The organism is Serratia sp. (in: enterobacteria) (assembly GCF_046715635.1).
In the GTDB taxonomy this organism is placed as follows: Bacteria; Pseudomonadota; Gammaproteobacteria; order Enterobacterales; family Enterobacteriaceae; genus Chania.
The window spans coordinates 1-14,725 of record NZ_JBKJYW010000446.1; the positions used below are offsets into that span (position 1 = coordinate 1).

Annotated in this window: 15 protein-coding genes; 2 read left to right on the plus strand and 13 right to left on the minus strand. The window is 54.6% G+C overall.

Going from position 1 to position 14,725, the window contains the following annotated elements; all coding sequences use genetic code 11:
* The 7 genes from ACLQ7H_RS23220 to ACLQ7H_RS23250 form a co-directional block, all read right to left on the minus strand.
* Positions 1–1,997, minus strand: a 1,997-nt coding sequence (locus tag ACLQ7H_RS23220) for an NADP-dependent malic enzyme (protein WP_411754700.1), incomplete at its 3' end; no start/stop codon positions are given.
* A 273-nt stretch (positions 1,998–2,270) separates the two neighbouring features.
* A complete protein-coding gene (locus tag ACLQ7H_RS23225) occupies positions 2,271–3,233 on the minus strand; it encodes a sugar-binding transcriptional regulator (RefSeq protein ID WP_411754701.1) in 963 nt (320 codons plus the stop codon).
* 99 nt (positions 3,234–3,332) lie between these two features.
* A complete protein-coding gene (gene dhaL, locus ACLQ7H_RS23230; protein ID WP_411754702.1) occupies positions 3,333–3,989 on the minus strand; it encodes a dihydroxyacetone kinase subunit DhaL in 657 nt (218 codons plus the stop codon).
* Positions 3,990–3,992: 3 nt separating this feature from the next.
* Positions 3,993–4,994: a dihydroxyacetone kinase subunit DhaK gene (locus tag ACLQ7H_RS23235; protein ID WP_411754711.1), complete on the minus strand. Its 1,002-nt coding sequence runs from the start codon at positions 4,992–4,994 to the stop codon at positions 3,993–3,995.
* Positions 4,995–5,023: 29 nt separating this feature from the next.
* The gene (locus ACLQ7H_RS23240; RefSeq protein ID WP_411754703.1) at positions 5,024–5,782 is read right to left on the minus strand and encodes an SDR family oxidoreductase; all 759 of its coding nucleotides are present in this window, start codon (positions 5,780–5,782) and stop codon (positions 5,024–5,026) included.
* 23 nt (positions 5,783–5,805) lie between these two features.
* A complete protein-coding gene (locus ACLQ7H_RS23245) occupies positions 5,806–7,065 on the minus strand; it encodes an MFS transporter (RefSeq protein ID WP_411754704.1) in 1,260 nt (419 codons plus the stop codon).
* A 66-nt stretch (positions 7,066–7,131) separates the two neighbouring features.
* Positions 7,132–8,244, minus strand: coding sequence for an MDR/zinc-dependent alcohol dehydrogenase-like family protein (locus tag ACLQ7H_RS23250; protein WP_411754705.1), 1,113 nt, complete (start codon positions 8,242–8,244; stop codon positions 7,132–7,134).
* Between the two features lie 321 nt (positions 8,245–8,565).
* Between ACLQ7H_RS23250 and rpiB the strand changes: the two genes are divergently transcribed.
* Positions 8,566–9,024 carry a ribose 5-phosphate isomerase B gene (gene rpiB, locus ACLQ7H_RS23255; RefSeq protein WP_024484504.1) on the plus strand — a complete coding sequence of 153 codons (459 nt, stop codon included), beginning with the start codon at positions 8,566–8,568 and terminating at the stop codon, positions 9,022–9,024.
* A gap of 178 nt (positions 9,025–9,202) precedes the next feature.
* On the plus strand, positions 9,203–10,153 hold the full coding sequence (gene tal, locus ACLQ7H_RS23260; RefSeq protein WP_411754706.1) for a transaldolase: 951 nt from the start codon (positions 9,203–9,205) through the stop codon (positions 10,151–10,153).
* A 380-nt stretch (positions 10,154–10,533) separates the two neighbouring features.
* Here tal and nudK read toward each other — a convergent pair whose 3' ends face one another.
* The 6 genes from nudK to ACLQ7H_RS23290 all read right to left on the minus strand — a co-directional run.
* Positions 10,534–11,109, minus strand: a complete 576-nt coding sequence (nudK, locus tag ACLQ7H_RS23265) for a GDP-mannose pyrophosphatase NudK (RefSeq protein WP_411754707.1) — start codon at positions 11,107–11,109, stop codon at positions 10,534–10,536.
* Between the two features lie 123 nt (positions 11,110–11,232).
* The gene (napC, locus tag ACLQ7H_RS23270; protein ID WP_411754708.1) at positions 11,233–11,850 is read right to left on the minus strand and encodes a cytochrome c-type protein NapC; all 618 of its coding nucleotides are present in this window, start codon (positions 11,848–11,850) and stop codon (positions 11,233–11,235) included.
* Between the two features lie 11 nt (positions 11,851–11,861).
* Entirely contained in the window at positions 11,862–12,311 is a 450-nt protein-coding gene (gene napB / locus ACLQ7H_RS23275) for a nitrate reductase cytochrome c-type subunit (protein ID WP_025120801.1), read from the minus strand.
* Positions 12,308–13,216, minus strand: coding sequence for a quinol dehydrogenase ferredoxin subunit NapH (gene napH, locus ACLQ7H_RS23280; protein ID WP_411754712.1), 909 nt, complete (start codon positions 13,214–13,216; stop codon positions 12,308–12,310). Before napH ends, napB begins: the two co-directional genes overlap by 4 nt.
* Entirely contained in the window at positions 13,216–13,968 is a 753-nt protein-coding gene (gene napG / locus ACLQ7H_RS23285; RefSeq protein WP_411754709.1) for a ferredoxin-type protein NapG, read from the minus strand. The genes napH and napG overlap by 1 nt, the downstream gene beginning before the upstream one ends.
* A 10-nt stretch (positions 13,969–13,978) precedes the next feature.
* On the minus strand, positions 13,979–14,725 hold a 747-nt coding region (locus ACLQ7H_RS23290; RefSeq protein WP_411754710.1), incomplete at its 5' end, for a molybdopterin dinucleotide binding domain-containing protein.

Sequence of the window (14,725 nt, forward strand, 5' to 3'; positions counted from 1 at the left end):
CCGTCAATCTCTAACTCCGGTGCCATCTGATTGACCAGCTCCAACGTTTTACGCATTTTGCTCGCCGACGGGCAGTTAGAAGAACCAAAGCTGGAGTGGGACAACAGCGCCACCTTCGGTTCAATCCCGAAGCGTCGTACCGTGTCTGCCGCCATCAGGGTGATTTCCGCCAGTTGTTCCGGCGTTGGGTCATCGTTGACATAGGTATCGGCGATAAAGGTGTTGCCGCTCGGCAGCAGCAAGGCGTTCATCGCCCCTGCCACATGTACCCCTTCACGGAATCCGAACACTTTTTCCACCACGTCATAATGCTCATGGTAGCTACCGATGGTGCCACAGATCGTGGCGTCGGCCTCCCCACGGTGCAGCATGATGGCAGCAATCAGCGTTGGGTTACCGATCACCGCACGGCGAGCCTGCTCCTGGGAGACGCCACGGCGCTTCATGATCTGGTAATACTCACCCCAGTATTCATTGAAACGCGGATCGGACTCGTTATTGACCACTTCAAAATCTTTGCCCGGCGTCAACTGCAGGCCGAGTTTTTTCAGGCGCATTTCAATTACGCTTGGGCGGCCCACCAGGATTGGGTAAGCCAGCCCCTGCGATACCAGCTCTTGGGTGGCATGCAGGACGCGCTCCTCTTCACCTTCGGCCATTACCACGCGTTTCACTTCTTTCTTCGCCTGGGAGAAGATCGGCTTCATAAACAGGTTGGTTTTGTAGACGAACTCGGTCAGCTTCTCCACGTAGGCATCAAAGTCTTCGATCGGGCGCATCGCCACGCCGGAATCCATGGCTGCCTTAGCTACCGCCGGGGCGATTTTAACAATCAGGCGTGGGTCGAACGGTTTGGGAATGATGTATTCCGGGCCAAAGGAGAGATCCTGATCGCCATACGCTGAAGCCACCACGTCGCTCTGCTCTGCCAGCGCCAGATCGGCAATGGCGTGCACGCAGGCCAGCTTCATCTCTTCGTTGATGGTGGTGGCCCCCACATCCAGCGCGCCACGGAAGATGAACGGGAAGCACAGTACGTTGTTTACCTGGTTGGGATAATCAGAACGGCCGGTACAGATGATCGCATCTGGGCGCACCGCTTTCGCCAACGGCGGCAGAATTTCCGGTTCCGGGTTAGCCAGCGCCATAATCAACGGATCTCTGGCCATGGTTTTCACCATATCCTGCGTCAGCACGCCGGGGCCGGAGCAACCCAGGAAAATATCGGCATTGGGAATGGCATCCCCCAGCGTACGCTGGCCGTTATCCGCAATAGCATATGCCGCCTTGGTTTCTTCCATCTTGGCGTCGCGGCCCTGATAGATCACGCCTTTGGAGTCGCAAACGGTGATGTTCTGCTTGCTCAGACCCAACGCGACCAGCAGGTTCAAACAGGCAATCGAGGCCGCACCGGCTCCCGATACCACCAGGCGTACGTCGGAGATGTTTTTCTTCACCACCCGCAGGCCGTTGAGCACCGCAGCGGTAGTAATAATCGCCGTGCCGTGCTGATCGTCATGGAACACCGGGATCTTCATGCGCTCACGCAGTTTCTTCTCAATATAGAAGCACTCGGGCGCTTTGATATCTTCCAGGTTAATGCCGCCGAAGGTCGGTTCCAGCGCGGCGATCACGTCAATCAGCTTGTCAGGATCGAGTTCATCGACTTCGATATCGAACACGTCAATACCGGAAAACTTCTTAAACAGAACCCCTTTACCTTCCATGACCGGCTTACCGGCCAGCGCACCGATATTCCCCAACCCCAGCACCGCGGTGCCGTTGGAGATCACCGCCACCAGGTTACCCTTGGCGGTATATTTATAAGCGGCCAGCGGATCGGCGGCAATTTCCAGACAGGGTGCTGCCACGCCCGGCGAGTAGGCCAAGGCCAGATCGCGCTGCGTCGCTAGCGGTTTGGTTGGCGATACCTGGATTTTCCCTGGGACCGGAAACTGATGGAAATCAAGGGCACTCTGTTTGAGCTGTTCGTCCATTATGGGTTCCTTTGCTTTCTTCTTTTATGTTGAGGTAAGGCTTTATCGCTGAACTAGTATAGTGAGAGAATCGTCACAAACTTTGAAGCGTGCCATAACCTTGGGCGAAACTTGTAAATAAAAGTTAAAAGGAAGTTAAGCGAACAGAAAAGCAGCAGTTTTATTATGCCTGCGTCAGCCGTTTACCACGAAGGTTCGCAGGTGAATGTGAGTTGGAGGGGGAAATGGCAAAGGGTTCAACCTGATGCAGTTAAACCCTTTTTACCACAGCGATTACTGTGACATATTAAGAATGGTGCGGATGTTGAGGGCGCTGGTCGCGATAATATCTATCGCCCCGGTACGCAACGCTCCCAGAATAGCTAACGCTTTGGTATTCTCTGAAGCAATGGCGATCACACAAGGGATCTTCCGCAGTTCATCAATACTCAGACCAATGACGCGATCGTTCATCACCGTATCGACATGCATCCCCTGCGCATTGAAAAAGTCATAACCGGCGATATCACCGATCACGCCCTGATTCAGACTGGCATCAATGATCTCGTGGGGAGTAAACCAGCCAAGTTTTACCATATAGCTGTTTTCGTTCATATCACCGATGCCCACCAGAGCCACATCGGCCTTGCGCGCCCGATCCAGGGTTTCCTTGATGGTGCCGTTTTGCATAAACGCCTCTTTCAGCGCCCGGTTTTCCACATACGCCGGGGCATACAGCGTCTCGCTGCTACCACCAAACTTCTTCGCCAGACGGCGGCTGATGTGGTCAGCATTGATGGCGTCACCAGGGCGATGCGTTCCCCCAATGCCACAGATAAATTTACAGCTTTTTGGTGCCACGCTGCCCACATGGTCGGCAATCGCGGCCACGTTACGCCCTTGGCCAACCGCCAGCACCATATCGTCTTTCAGGGACATGGCCAGATAACCGGAAACCAATGCTGCTACCTGACGCCGCTGTTCTTCTTCATCCTGATGATCCAGCGCGATTAATGCACGGCTGAGGGAGAAACGCTCCAGCATTTGTTGCTCCAGCCGGGTACTGAATACCGGATGATAGCGGACGGTGATCTCAACAATGCCTTCTTCTTTGGCCCGCTTGAGTAAACGCCCGACCTTAATCCGCGAAATACCGAACTTTTTTGCAATCTCCTCCTGAGTGATTTCGTCCTGATAATAAGCCACGGCAATTTCAGTCAGCAGTTCGTTATCCTGGGATCCTGTTTTTTTTTCCATCCGTTACACGTTTCCCCACGGCAGATTGATCTTTTTCAATAGAAGATGGGTTCAGCATGCCGAACCCAGCTTATCGCATTGCCCGCTAGTATAACCTGTTCAGGCGGCAACGGTATTCAAGCGTTGTTCTACCGCATCAGCCAGTTGGCATAAAAGCAGACAACAGGATACCGCACCGGCATCCAGCACGCCGCGCGAACGTTCCCCCAACCGGCTCGCACGGCCAATCCTGGCAACCAGATCGCGGGTTGAATCACGCCCGGCAACGGCAGCCCGTTGCAACTGCTCCAGCGACTCACTGAAGCTATCGCCGCGCTGAACCGCCTGCTCAAACCCTGCTATCGCCGGGATCAGCGTATCCATCAGGCACTTGTCGCCTACACCAGCACCGCTGATATCCTGCAGTTCAGTTAGCCCATTGCGCAGCATGGCCAGAAAAGCCTGTTTATCCAACGCCGTTTTATCGCGCACGCTGTCGGCCATGCCCATGAACAGGCTGCCATACAGCGGCCCCATTGAGCCACCAATCCCTTCCATCAGCGCGTCCGCCACCGCGTCGAAAGCCTGTGCCAGCGTCAGATCTTGGCCCTTGATGGCCTCACCACATAAGGTGAAGCCTTTTGACATATTAATGCCGTGATCGCCGTCGCCAATCGCACCATCTATTTCACTGAGATACTCGCGATTGCTGACAATCACGCCAATCAGCGCCGTGACGATATCATTGCCATACTGCGTCGAAATTTGTGAGGTCATGATTCACTCCACCTGGGTTAGGCCCAATGAATGAGCGGGCATATCGAGCAACGTTTTCAATTGATCGTCGAGCTTCATCAAGGTTAGCGTCACCCCCATCATTTCCAGTGAAGTAAAATAGTTACCCACGTAGCGACGATGAACCTTGATGCCACGCTCCGTCAGCCGTTTTTCAATCTCGGCATAATAGATGTAGAGCTCCATCACCGGCGTGGCCCCCAGGCCAGAAATCAACAAGGCGACTTCCTGCCCCTTGTTCAACGGCATATCGTTGAGCACAAAGTCGAGCATGGTTCCCGCCATTGCGGACGCCGACTGGATCGGTGATACCTCAATCCCAGGCTCGCCATGATGACCAATCCCAATCTCCATTTGGCCATCGGCAATATGGAAGTTGGGCTTACCTACCGCCGGGATAGTGCAAGAGCTGAGCCCGACGCCGATCGAGCGGCAATGGCCAATGGCCTTTTGCGCAGCAGCGATCACCCCGTCGAGATCGTAACCCAGCGCTGCTGCAGCGGCCCCGATTTTCCACATTAGAATTTCACCGGCGACGCCACGGCGCTTTTCAATTTCACTAGCGGGCGCAGAGGCAACATCATCATTTGCCACCACGGTTTTTACCGTGATACCGGCGGCGCTGGCCTTCTTCATCGCCATTTTGACGTTCATATTATCGCCAGCATAGTTACCATACAGGCAGGCGACCCCCGCTCCGCTGTCCGCGGCCTTGAACGCATCCAGAAATGCCCCCGCCGTTGGCGAAGAGAAAATCTCACCGATGGCCACGGCATCGAGCATGTTCTTGCCAACATAACCCAGAAACGCGGGCTCATGCCCCGAGCCCCCACCGGTAACAATGCCCACCTTGCCTTTGATCGGTGCAGCAGGGTATTTGAGCACTCGTGCGTTATCGGTCGCGGTGAAATATTCCGGATGCGCCTTCAGATAGCCCTGAATGGCATCTTCCACGACGTGATCGGGATCGTTAATGATTCTGTTCATCATGGTCTCTCTTTTGCCTGAGTATCGAGTTATTGAATGGTGTAACCGCCGTCAACCACCAGATTGCTGCCGGTGATCATGCTGGCCGCATCGCTCGCCAAGAACAGCGCGCTGGCGGCAATATCCTCGGGTTCGGCAAAGCGCCTCAGGGGAATTTTCTGCTTTATTTGTTCCGCAACCTCGCCAGACCATGCTTTGCGCCCCAACTCGGTCAGCACCACCGTGGGCGAAATGGCGTTTACCCGCACGTTGTGCGGCCCCCATTCCAATGCCAGAACCTGGGTCAAACCAATCACGCCGGCCTTGCTGGCGCAGTAAGCCAGATGATTAGGCAAGGCGACCACGCCGGCCTGCGAGGCCAGGTTGATAATGCTGCCACTGCCCTGACGAATAAAATAGTGGCCCACGGCCTGGCTGGTAAGGAACACCCCTTTCAGGTTCACCGCCATGGTGTTATCCCAAGCGTCTTCGGGCAGTTCTTCCGCCGGATACAGCGCGACGATCCCGGCGCTATTGACCAGCACATCCAGCCGCCCAAAATGGGCATTGGCTTGTACAACAGCCCGTTCTACCGAGGCTTTTTCGGTGACATCCATCACGATGCCCAACGCCTGTTGCTGATCCAACTGCTGGGCAATCTGCACCACCTGTGCAGCGCGATCCAACAGCACGACCTGCGCACCGTTTTGCAGATAGCATTTGGCAATAGCCAGACCTATTCCCGCCGCGCCTCCGGTTATCAACGCCACTTTCCCTTGCAAGGCTCCCTTGCTTTGACCAGTAATCATAGAAAACTCCCTCAAACGGTTAGTTACGCCAAGCTGTGATGGTTTTCTTCCACGACGGCAGGCACGGCTTTAGGCAAGGTGACATATTTCATCAAGACGCCGCTGAACAAATACAGGCCGGTGAAAATCCAAATCACCCCACTGCTCCCCAAGCTGCCAATAAACAGCCCTACTACTGCTGGGCCCACGAAGGTGCTCAACCCCGCGCCGAGATTCAGGATCGACATGGCGGCACCTTTATTCTCCGGGGCCAACGTTGGCATAATGGCCGAAAGAGGCACGAAAGCAGCCAGGCAAGCACCGAATAATCCGGCGGCCACAACGGTGAGCAAAAAATTGGGGCCGAGGAAATAAGGCACGTAATAGAACATCAGCGTAGTGATAGCGCAGCCGACGCAGCCGAACCACATGACGACGTTACGCCAGCCCAAACCATCGCTGATTACCCCAAAGATCAGGTTGAAGATAATGTTCACCGTCCACAGTGCCGCATACATCTGTAACCAGTCGGTGCGGCTAAACCCGATATCCATCATGTACATCGGCATAAACACCACGAAACCATACGCCGCAGAGGTATTGATGGTGCGGACAATGCCACCCAGGCCGATTTTCGGGTTCTCAAACGCAATGGTGATCCCCTTTAGCACATAGCTGAGAGAGGCTTTTTGCTTGTCCCCCACGTCGCTATGGCCAGGGGTGCGGTTAAGCATCAGTGCGATCATCGCCCCGAGTACCACAAAGATTAATGCACTCCATAAGGTGTGAATTTCCCCCAGGTACGGCAGCATGATGCTGGAGTAGAGCACGCCCAGTACGCTCAACCCACCGCTGTAGACAAACCAGAAAATCCCGACGGCGGAACCCAGCCTTTCCGGCGGAGCCTCATAAGCGACCCACACCAGAAAACCATAGGCAAACAGGGGATAGCCCAACCCACGTAGCGCATAGGTCGGTATCATCACCGACAGGTTATTACTGGGTAATCCCCACACCAGAAAACACACCGAACCCAGCAAGAACAGCAACAATCCAGCCAGCATGACGCGGCGAGCGGTAAAGATTTCCGCCAAGACGCCGGAAAACCAGGCGGCGATTGCCGCAGCAAAACCGTAAACGCTAAACAGCAGCGCGGATTCCTGAATGGTTAAACCTTTGCCGATCAAATAAGGTGAGAGCCAGCCTTGTTCCAGCCCTTCCCCCATCATAAAGACCAACACACCGGCATAACCGAGCATTAATTTTGGTGACAGACCAATGCGATGAATCAGTCCATTCAGCATAAAACACCCCAGCACATTGAATTGTGGAGGTGCAGGCTAGCCCGCACCCGAAGAATGTTGCAGGCATTACAGATTTGGGTTGAGCACCACTTTGATTGAGCCGATGCCCCGTTTCATCATGGCGAAACCTTCAGCAAACTGCTCAAGCGGCAACGTTTGGGTGACGACACCTTTGGTGGGCAGATCGCCATTGCGTATGCCTTCAATCACCAACGGATAACAATAAGGGCCCAGGTGCGATCCCAGCACGTCCAGTTCCTTACGATCGCTGATAATGCTCCAATCGACGGTCACCGGATCTTTAAACACCGAGAACTCGACAAAGGTGCCCAATTTGCGGATCAGCATCAGTCCCTGTTCGACAGATTGCTGCGCGCCGGTGGCTTCAATGTAGATATCGCAGCCGTAGCCTTCGGTCATGTCTTTAACGATCGCCATCACATCATCGCGCAGTGGGTTCAGCACAACGTCGGCGCCAAATTCTTTCGCCAACGCCAGGCGATCGTCTGACAGATCGAGCACCACCAGCTTCGATGGGCCAGATTTTTTAATCGCCCCGATCATCCCTAACCCCAGTGTTCCGGCCCCGGCCAGCACCACCACGTCACCCAGTTTGATGTTGGCGCGCTGTACCGCATGGAAAGAACAGGCATAGGGTTCGATCAGAATGGCGTCCTCGATCGGCATATCCGCAGGGACGTGATAGTTGATGGCCTCTTTGGTGAACTTCATATATTCCGCCATGCCGCCATTAACGTTTTTCTGGAAGCCATACAGATCGTGTTTTTCACACATCCAATACTGACCACGGTTACAAAAGCGGCATTGCCAGCAGGGGACAATCTGTTCAGAGATCACCCGATCGCCTAACTTAAATCCCTCAACGCCTTCACCATAGCCCACCACGTGGCCGATAAACTCGTGGCCAGGGATCATCGGCGCTTTGATGTAAGCCGGTTGTTTTTCATCCCCCCAAAAGCTGGCGGCCCCTTCAAACGCTTTAACATCACCGGCGCAGATACCGCAGGCTTCAACTTTCACCAGGATCTCTTGCGGGCCAATTTTCGGTACCGCTACCTGCTCCAGGCGGTAATCCTGCGGGGCATAGGCCACCACCGCTTTCATGGTTTCAGGAATGCCTTCGGCCATGTTTGCCGCTGTTACGCAGTTCTGACACATAGTTCTATCCTCGGGTAGGGTTTATTTTTATGATCATAAGTACACACAAAGAACAAATAAACACTACATACTCTCAACATGTTTGCCCACCACCAACCTTTGAAATTGTGATCCTGCTCAATAAGCCCCCTTAAAGTCATCAAAAAGGCCTTAAGTCCGACTTATTCGTGATGTTAATCACCTTTAGTGGCCATAACCCCCCTAACAAAAATAAAAACAAATGAACATCAATTGAACATTTGATAAATCATGGTTATGGTAATAGCCATGACGCGCCACCGGGGATCGTCAGCCTTACCCTTGATCAGCAGGAGATGTGATATGCAGCCTATTGCGATTGGCGCCGATGATGCCGCCATTGAACTGAAGAATGTGATCGTTGCGTTTCTGCAACAGCGCGATATTCCGGTCACCGACTACTCACCGGGAAGCGATACGGCCCCCATCGGCTATCCCGATATCGCCTTTCAGGTGGCGCAGGGCATTAAGGATGGGAAACACCAACGCGGCATTTTGCTGTGTGGCACCGGTATTGGCATGAGCATTGTGGCCAACAAGGTCCCGGGGATCCGCGCAGCACAGTGCCATGATACCTATTCGGCACAGCGCGCACGTAAAAGCAACGATGCACAAATCATCACACTTGGCGCACGCGTCATAGGCCCGGAACTGGCAAAATCGATCGTCGAAGCCTGGCTGAGTTCTGAATTTGAAGGAGGGGGATCGGCACCCAAGGTGGCAAGGATCGGCTATTACGAACAGGTCGTTGGCCAACGCTGAACCAGCGCCGAGGGAGGGCCACGGCTTGGGGCCCATCTGGTATTTCTGCCCCATTGTTTCTATCCATCGCAACAATCAGAAAAAGCGTATTTCATTCATCAGCCATATGATGCATGGTGTTAACCATAATGAAATACGTTCTCATTTACTGTTATGACTTTGGGCAAGGAGCTTATCAATGAATCAATTAGACGCACTCAAACAGTTGACCGTGGTAGTTGCCGACAGCGGTGATATCGAGTCCATTCGCCAGTTCGAACCGCAGGATGCCACCACCAACCCTTCGTTGATCCTCAAGGCCGCGGCGCTGCCGCAGTATAAGTCGCTGATCACCGAAGCGCTGGAGTACGCCCGTCAGCAAGGCGGCAGCAAAGAAACCCAGCTGATTAACGCCAGTGACAGATTGGCGGTGAATATTGGGGTAGAAATTCTAAAAAGCGTGCCGGGCCGTATCTCCACCGAGGTGGATGCTCGCCTATCCTTCGATCGCGGTATGTGCGTGGCCAAAGCACGCAAGCTGATCGGCATGTATCAAAACCAGGGGATCGATAAATCCCGCATTCTGATCAAGTTGGCAGCCACCTGGGAAGGGATCAAGGCGGCCGAAGAGCTGGAAAAAGAAGGCATCAACACCAACCTGACGCTGCTGTTCTCCTTTGCTCAGGCCCGTGCCTGCGCCGAAGCCGGTGTCTATCTGATTTCGCCGTTCGTTGGCCGTATCTACGATTGGTATCAAGCCAGACAGCCGATGACCGATTACGATGCTGACCAGGATCCGGGCGTGAAGTCCGTTCGTACCATTTATGAATACTACAAACAGCACCGCTATCAGACCGTGATCATGGGCGCCAGCTTCCGTAAAGTTGAGCAGATCCTGGCGTTGGCGGGTTGTGACCGTTTGACCATTGCGCCAAACCTGCTGGAAGAGTTGAAGCAGAGCAATCAGCCTATCGAACGTAAACTGACCCCATCGGTGGAAGGGTTCCATCAACCCGCACCGTTGGCCGAGGCGGAGTTCCGCTGGTTGCATAATCAGGATGCCATGGCGGTTGAAAAATTGGCCGAAGGTATTCGCCTGTTCGCCATCGACCAGCAGAAGCTGGAAGATATGCTGATCGCACAGCTGTAAGATGATGATAAATAAGTGAGATCGGCAAGCAATTGCCCCTCACCCTAACCCTCTCCCACAGGGAGAGGGGACCGATCGAGTGTGTTTTAAATGTAGTGACTCACTTTGGCTAAGGGCGATTAAGCTAGCTAAAATGACTTCTTTATTTTCAAACGAGTAGGGCTAACTGCTCCCTCTCCCTGGGGGACCGATCGAGTTCGTTGATTACTCTGTGTAATACCCTATCTTTCTTCTTCCTAATCCCTTACGTGGCTCGAAAATTCGGCGATACGCATTGGATTGGGGGTCGCTCGAGTTTGCTGAGATTATCTATTTACCTGCAAAAGAGCTGGGGCTAACAGCTCCCTCTCCCTGTGGGAGAGGGTTGGGGTGAGGGAAAACTACTCCATCACCCGGTGGATCTGCAAATACTGCAACAGCATAATGGTCTTGCCATCCTTGAGGCGGCCATCGGCGATCATCGCAATTGCCTCACCAAAGGGCAATTCCACCACTTCAATATCTTCATCCTCAATGCCACCACCGCTGGTTTGGCGTTCGTCATCCTGATACTCGGCAATAAAGAAATGGAGTATTTCCGTCACGCCGCCCGGTGACATGTAGGCCTCAAAGATCTTTTGCACCTTCGAAACCTGAAAACCGGTTTCCTCTACCGCTTCACGGCGGGCGCACTGTTCGGGCTGATCGTCATCCAGCAGCCCGGCGCAGGCTTCTAACAGCATGCCCGTGGTATTGCCGTTGACGTAGGTCGGCATACGGAACTGATTGGTCAGCACCACGGTGCCCTTGGCGCGGTTATACAGCAAAATGGTCGCCCCGTTGCCGCGGTCATAGACCTCACGAACCTGTTCGATGGTTCCGCCATTTTTACGTTTTAAATCAAAAGTGTATTTGTTCAATACGTACCAGTTGTCCGACAACAGCTGCTTGCTGATATTTTCAATTTTTGACGACATATGCCCTTCTTCCGTTAGCCAACGCACTGCAACCTTGGGCTACTAGCAAAGCGCAGCCACGGCGGATTTGCAACAAAAAACCCCGCAGGCCTTGCAGCGCTGCGGGGTTCATATCCACCAGAGTTAGAAGCCGTTAGGGATCCCGTGCATGTCAGGTAGTTTATGTGCGATCCCTTTATGGCAATCGATACAGGTTTTGCCCTCGGTTATCGCCTTGTCATGCATCTTGGCCGCCACGGTTTTCTGCGCGGTGAAATCCATATACTCGAAGTTGTGGCAGTTACGGCACTCCTGCGAGTTATTAGCCTTCATACGCGCCCATTCGTTGCTGGCCATAGTCAGACGATGCTCTTCGAACTTCTGCGGCGTGCCGATAATGCCAAACACCTTGGCGTACAGCTCTTTGCTGGCCTTCAGCTTACGCACCATCTTCGGCCCCCACTCATGCGGGACGTGGCAGTCCGGGCAAGTGGCACGTACGCCGCTGCGGTTGTTGTAGTGCACCGTCTCCATATACTCTTCGTAGACGTTTTCACGCATCTCGTGGCAGCTGATACAGAATTTTTCGGTGTTGGCCGCTTCCATACCGGTGTTGAAACCGCCCCAGAAAACGATCCCGGCGACAAAGCCCAACAGCAGCAAAGTCCCCAGGGCCAGCCTGCTCGGCCTGCGCAACCAGCCCCATAGACGGCGGATCGGTCCGGCCTTTTTCTCGGATGTTGTGGTATTACGTTCGGCCATAGCTCCCCCGCTTAGTGCCCAAAGCCCTGCATGGGCTTGAAATCATTACCGACGATTGGTGCCGCATCGGTTTGTGGTACGTGGCATTGCAAACAGAAATAACGGCGTGGAGCGACTTCCCCCAGCACCTTGCCATCGCTGTCCATAAAGTGTGTCGGGCTGATACGCGGTGCGCCGGTGGTGCGATAGTGCTCCACACCGTGGCACTGCAAGCAGCGGTTAGTATTTTTGGAAATTTGGTAGCCGTCGACGCTGTGCGGGATCATCGGCGGCTGGTTGACATAGTTTAGCGCCATCTTTTCCTGCTGCTTAGGCATTTTGATCTGCCCTTCAGCCGTGCCGGAAACCTCTGGCGATTGCTTAAGATCGACATCACTGGCGGCAAACGCGGCACTGGCAACTACCAGTGTTAACAGCGCGCCCCACAGGGAAAGCTGCTTTTTCAGGACATTGCTGGTCATTTTTTGGCTCCCGAATAATGAATTTTGCTCTTAATTTCGAATACGTTTTCTGCACAAACGTCGATACAACGTCCGCAGGCAATACAGGCATCGCTGGCAACCCGTGGTGTGCCTTGTTTGACTAATAACGGCTCACGCAGGATCTGGGGCTCTGGGCAAACATGAAAACAATCCATGCAGCGGGTACAGTTATCACGCTGCTCCGCGCTGATCTGCACCATGCCCTGGCTACCAATGGCGCCATACAGCGCACCCATTGGGCAAAGATGGCCACACCAGCCGTGTTCGACCACCAGCAGATCGAACAGGAACAGCGCCACAATCAGCCAGATGCCTGCACCAAATGCGGCACCCAACCCCTTCAGCCAACCTAAAGCGCCTTCCCCATTGCCGTGGATCAGCCCGCGCCCCATCAGGGCAACCGGATTAATCCATTCCCAGAGCAGCGTGCCACTTACGGCACTGCCAACCAGCACGACAAGCAAGATGCCGTAGCGTAGGGAACGAGGCAGGCTGGCCGATTGACGCAAACCTAACTTGCGCCGCAGCCAGGCCGCCAGATCGGTCACCGGGTTGACCGGGCAAACCCAGCCGCAAAACACCCGATTACCGATCAGGCCGTAGATCAGCACCACTACTGCGCCTACCCACACCAGCCAGTCTGGCCAATGCCCGGCCAACAGGCTTTCCAGCATCATCAACGGATCGGTTAACGGTACCGTCTCCGCCAATAGGCTGGCGCTGTAGTTGCCACGCAGGATCCAGACGCCCCACAGCGGCCCAGAGAGAAACATCAACAAGATCAACAGTTGACTGCAGCGGCGCAGGATCAGGAAGCGGTTGCTGCGCCACCAGCCATGGCGTAGACGGGCATCACGCCCGGCTTGAGCGACTGGATTAGCCATCATTCACCTCCCTTTACGCCACGTGCCGGCAATGTAAGGCCTTCCGGCACCAGTGAATGCCCTGCACGCTGCTTTTCCTGCCAGCCCCAGCGATAGTGTTCACCCAATTGGCCACGCGCCAGTTCCATCGGTAAAACCTTGATCGCCGCCTGCTCCAGCACGCAAGCCTGCTCACACTTGCCACAGCCGGTACAATCCTGGCTGTGTACCGTCGGCAGAAACATGGCGTGCTTGCCGGTACGTTGGTTGTGTTGCAGCTCCAAGGTGATGGCCTTGTCGATCTGCGGACAAACGCGGTAACACACATCGCAACGCAGGCCCTGCCAGTTCAGACAGTTTTCATGATCCAACAACACCGCCAGCCCCATCCGCGCCTGATCGATATCCGTCAGGTTCGGATCTAGCGCACCGCTCGGGCAGGCCACCACGCACGGGATGTCTTCACACATCTCGCAAGGGATATCCCGCGCCACAAAGTACGGCGTTCCCGCCGCTCTCGGCGACAACAGCGTCGCCAGTTTCAGCGTCTGATACGGGCAGGCTTGCACACACTGACCACAGCGAATGCAGGCGCTATCAAACGCTCCCTCGGCCAGTGCTCCCGGCGGCCGCAAGGTCAGGCCATCACGTGCCTGAGACTGCTTTTGTTGCAGCCCCAGCAGTACGCCTATCCCTGCCAACCCAGCCACGCTGCGAGCAGCATCCCGTAGGAAGCGCCGCCGGGCCGGTGTTTTATCTCGTTGCTGGCTCATTCCGTTGGCCTTAAACCTTCTCCAGTTTTACCGCACACTTCTTGTAGTCGGTCTCTTTCGACAGCGGATCGGTGGCGTCCAGCGTCAGGTTGTTGACCAACTGTGCGGCATCAAAGAACGGCATATACACCAGACCTTGCGGCACTCGGTTACGGCCACGGGTTTCGACGATACTGATTACCTCGCCACGGCGTGACAGCACCTTCACCTTGTCGCCACGGCGCAGATTGCGGTTCTTGGCGTCCAGCGGATGGATAAACAGCACCGCCTCAGGGAAGGCTCTGTGCAACTCAGGCACCCGACGCGTCATCGAACCGGTGTGCCAATGTTCCAGCACGCGGCCAGTGGACAACCACAGATCGTATTCCTGATCCGGGCTTTCCGCTGCAGGTTCGAACGGCAGTGCGAAGATCACCGCTTTGCCGTCTGGCTTGCCATAGAAGCGCACGCTTTCACCGGCTTTCACATAAGGATCGGTCCCTTCACGGTAACGCCATAGGGTTTCCTTGCCATCTACCACTGGCCAGCGTAAACCGCGCGCCTTATGGTACATATCAAAGGCGGCCAGATCGTGACCATGGCCACGGCCGAACCCGGCATACTCTTCAAACAGCCCTTTCTGGATGTAGAAACCGAACTCGCGCGACTCGTCGTTCAACTGGTCGGCCGGGATCTCTTCCAGCTTGTACTTGTTCACTTCACCATTGACGAACAGCACGTCGTACAGGGTTTTGCCACGGTATTCCGGCTTCTGGTT